The organism is Sulfurimonas sp. (assembly GCF_023229025.1).
Classification (GTDB): Bacteria; Campylobacterota; Campylobacteria; order Campylobacterales; family Sulfurimonadaceae; genus Sulfurimonas.
Genome location: NZ_JALOAA010000074.1, coordinates 1 through 3286, shown reverse-complemented (window position 1 = coordinate 3286; position 3286 = coordinate 1). Strand labels below are relative to the sequence as shown.

Genomic DNA, 3286 nt, shown 5'->3' with positions numbered 1-3286 from the left:
TAATGTAGAGTAGTCTAAATAAAGTAAGGCGGCATTTTCTAGCCTTGCTTTTTTTTAATATGAATCTACAAAAAAACTCCCCACATCTACATTTAAAGCTTTAGAAATTTTGTATATATGTTCTAAGTTAAACCTCCTGTTTTTAGCAGAATTTTCAGCATTAGCATAAAAAGCTGATGATTTTTGCCCTATCTTTAGAGCTAATTCTAGTTGAGTGACTCCTCTTTTTTGCCTCTCTTTTTTTATATTTGCTGAAACTTGTTTGATGAAACTTTGAACTTCTTCATCATCAGCAATGCATAAACCATCAAATACGCTCAATATAATTCCTTTAGTAATAATTTAACACTTATTTAATTTTTCGTGGCTATTATTAAATAATATGATTATTATAAAATATTATAATCTATGCGTCAATTACCTCTAGGTAATTGACCTATAGGTTAAATAAAAAGGGGTTTTATGTTTTACTTAAAAAAGAGAAGCGATTTAGATATAGAAAAACTGACTACTCAAAACAGTAAACTATATAATTTAAATCAAGAGTATATAGAGAAAAATAAACTTTTAGAAGAGGAGATAGATAGACTCAAAAAGAGTGCAAGAAGTGCAAAATTAAAAGAAACACTTGTTGATTTACTATTATCAGGTTGCACAAGCAATATTGAGCTTATACAGAAAGATTTTTCTGGAAATGTAAAGCTATTGGCTGATATGCAAGAGCATTCGAAGAACTCATCACTTGGGTCAATAGAGAGTGTTTTTTCAATCTCTGAAAATTTAGCAACTTTGATGGAGTCGATAACTGAGTCTAATGGTGAAGTTGCAAAACTTACAGAGGGAATTAATGATGTTTCATCTTTAATGATGCTTATCAATGATATAGCAGATCAAACAAATCTTTTAGCGCTAAATGCTGCGATTGAAGCAGCAAGAGCGGGTGAGCATGGACGAGGATTTGCAGTAGTTGCTGATGAAGTGAGAAAGTTAGCTGAGAGGACGCAAAAGGCAACTAAAGAAGTTGAAATCACTATCAACACATTAAAGCAAGAATCATATAACATATCCGAAAGATCTCAAATAATGACATCAATAGCTCAAAAATCTGAAAGCCTAACAAATGACTTTGAGCTAACTCTTCAGGAGTTTGCTGATGATGGTGAAAAAATTGCACTTTCTATAGATAATGTACTTGATGAAACATTTATAGGTTTAGTTAAGCTAGATCATCTTTTATTTAAAGCAAATGCATATAGCGCTTTTATTCATGAAGATGATAAAGCATACTTTTCAAATCACCATGAGTGTAGATTAGGCAAGTGGTACGATAGTGGAATAGGTAAAGATAGGTTTGGACATACAAAAAGTTATAAAGACATGCTTAATCCACATAAGTTAGTACATAAAAATATTATAGATGCTATAGAGTGTATAAAAAATGGTATCTGTAATGATTCTGAAAAGATTATAAAAAACTTCAATGCCGCAGAGACTTCAAGCAAAAAATTGTTTGAGTTATTGGATCAGTTAGCATTAGAAAGATAGACATGGCTTTAAATGAAATGAAAACTTTTATCTGTGCTATAGACTTAGAAACAAATGAGATTTTGTATGCAGATGATAGATGCATAAAAAAGGAGGGTAGTCTAGCAGAAAAAATGATTTGTAATTACTGCCCTCTTGAGCGAAATGCTCAAACATCCCCTTTACCAACAAGAATCACAATTAAAGAAAAATCAAATAGGAATAAAAAATGACTGAGCAAAAAAAATTGGAAGCAGAAGTTTTGAGGCTTCTAAACTATGATTCGCTTACAAACTTAGTAAATAGAAATTTTTTGAATTTTTTTATAACTAAATCTATAGAGAGAAGTGCTAAAACATCTTTATACAGTGCTCTTTTGTTTATAAATTTAGATAACTTCAAAGGAGTAAATAATAAGTGTGGAAATAGAATAGGTGATAGATTATTAGTTGAAAGTGCAAATATAATAAAGAAATCTTTGCAAAAGAAAGATGTGATTTCCAGAGTAGGTGGAGATGAGTTTGTTGTATTGGTTGAGACACAAGAAAAAGATGAAACTCATGTGATAAAAATATTTGCAAAAACAACACAAATTATTCTTGAAAATTTAAAAAATTTATGTGTTATTGATAAGTATGAATTTTATATAAGTGCTAGTATAGGGATAAAATTATTTAACAACAACATTGCATCCGCAGACGAACTAATGTTACATGCAAATAATGCAATGTGTAATGCAAAAAGAAATGGAAAAAATACCTTTTGTTTTTTTGATCCAAAGTTGCAAAAGATGATGGAAGATAAGATAAAGTTGACATATAGTTTAAAAGAAGCAATAGAGAAAGATTTAATGAGTTTGTATTATCAAACACAAATCTTTACAAAGAAAAAAGAAAAAATTGTTGGGGTAGAAGCTCTTATAAGATGGAATCATCCAGCAAGAGGTATGATCTCACCTGCTGATTTCATACCTTTGGCTGAAGAGAGTGGACTTATTGTCCCTCTTGGAGAGTGGATTATAGATGAAGTTTGCAAGCAAATAAACATATGGAAGAGTGATGAAATAAAAAAGCATTGGAGAATTTCTATAAATGTAAGCTCTAAACAGTTTGAATTGGATAGTTTTGTAACAACTATAAAAAATATTGTTGATAAAAATGACATCAATCCAACTATGATACGGCTAGAGCTGACGGAGAGTTTATTAATAAAAAATATTGATAAGGTTTTAGATACGCTACATAAATTAAAAGAGATGGGTTTTTCTCTCTCTATTGATGATTTTGGAACTGGCTACTCGTCTCTATCATATCTTAAAAAGCTACCTATAAATGAATTGAAAATAGATCAATCTTTCATAAGAGATTTGACGCTAGACATAAACGATGAAATAATCACTAAAACTATTATCAGTATAGGAGAGCAGTTTGGCTTAGAAGTCATTGCTGAGGGAGTAGAAACCAAAGAACAGTATAAAAAACTTGTTGAAATAGGGTGCGAATATTTTCAGGGTTATCTATTTTCAAAACCTGTGAGAGCAGAACAACTTTAAAATTCATCTTTTTAAACTAAAAAGTTTATCTAAGAATTAAAGTTTTAAAATTAGCGGATGAACTCACTTTTTATTTTTATTATAGGGGAGTGTAATAAATTCTGTGTCAACACCTAATTGCTCTTAAAATTATACCAAGTCTAAAGCGTCTTTTAGTCTCTCCTTAAAGTGAATGTTAAGTTGAGAGATTGTGAGACCCCAGTTTCTTAT

The 3286-nt window shown here is 30.2% G+C and carries 4 protein-coding genes; 3 read left to right on the top strand and 1 reads right to left on the bottom strand.

From position 1 onward, the window contains the following. Positions 1-54: 54 nt before the first annotated feature. A complete protein-coding gene (locus M0Q20_RS10920; protein WP_366933660.1) occupies positions 55-321 on the bottom strand; it encodes a helix-turn-helix transcriptional regulator in 267 nt (88 codons plus the stop codon). A 141-nt stretch (positions 322-462) separates the two neighbouring features. On the opposite strand from M0Q20_RS10920, the gene M0Q20_RS10915 reads away from it, so the two are divergent. From M0Q20_RS10915 to M0Q20_RS10905, 3 genes are read left to right on the top strand one after another with little or no spacing between them, the layout of a single operon-like run. Then, positions 463-1545, top strand: coding sequence for a methyl-accepting chemotaxis protein (locus tag M0Q20_RS10915; RefSeq protein ID WP_295061869.1), 1083 nt, complete (start codon positions 463-465; stop codon positions 1543-1545). Positions 1546-1547: 2 nt separating this feature from the next. Continuing rightward, complete coding sequence (locus M0Q20_RS10910) at positions 1548-1757, top strand: hypothetical protein (protein WP_295061866.1); 210 nt, start codon at positions 1548-1550, stop codon at positions 1755-1757. Further along, the gene (locus M0Q20_RS10905) at positions 1754-3076 is read left to right on the top strand and encodes an EAL domain-containing protein (protein ID WP_295061863.1); all 1323 of its coding nucleotides are present in this window, start codon (positions 1754-1756) and stop codon (positions 3074-3076) included. Before M0Q20_RS10910 ends, M0Q20_RS10905 begins: the two co-directional genes overlap by 4 nt. Positions 3077-3286: the final 210 nt, after the last annotated feature.

Excerpts from the sequence above, each read along its gene's own strand:
- M0Q20_RS10915 (WP_295061869.1), top strand. The coding sequence starts at position 463 with ATGTTTTACTTAAAAAAGAGAAGCGATTTAGATATAGAAAAACTGACT.
- M0Q20_RS10910 (WP_295061866.1), top strand. The coding sequence starts at position 1,548 with ATGGCTTTAAATGAAATGAAAACTTTTATCTGTGCTATAGACTTAGAA.
- M0Q20_RS10905 (WP_295061863.1), top strand. The coding sequence starts at position 1,754 with ATGACTGAGCAAAAAAAATTGGAAGCAGAAGTTTTGAGGCTTCTAAAC.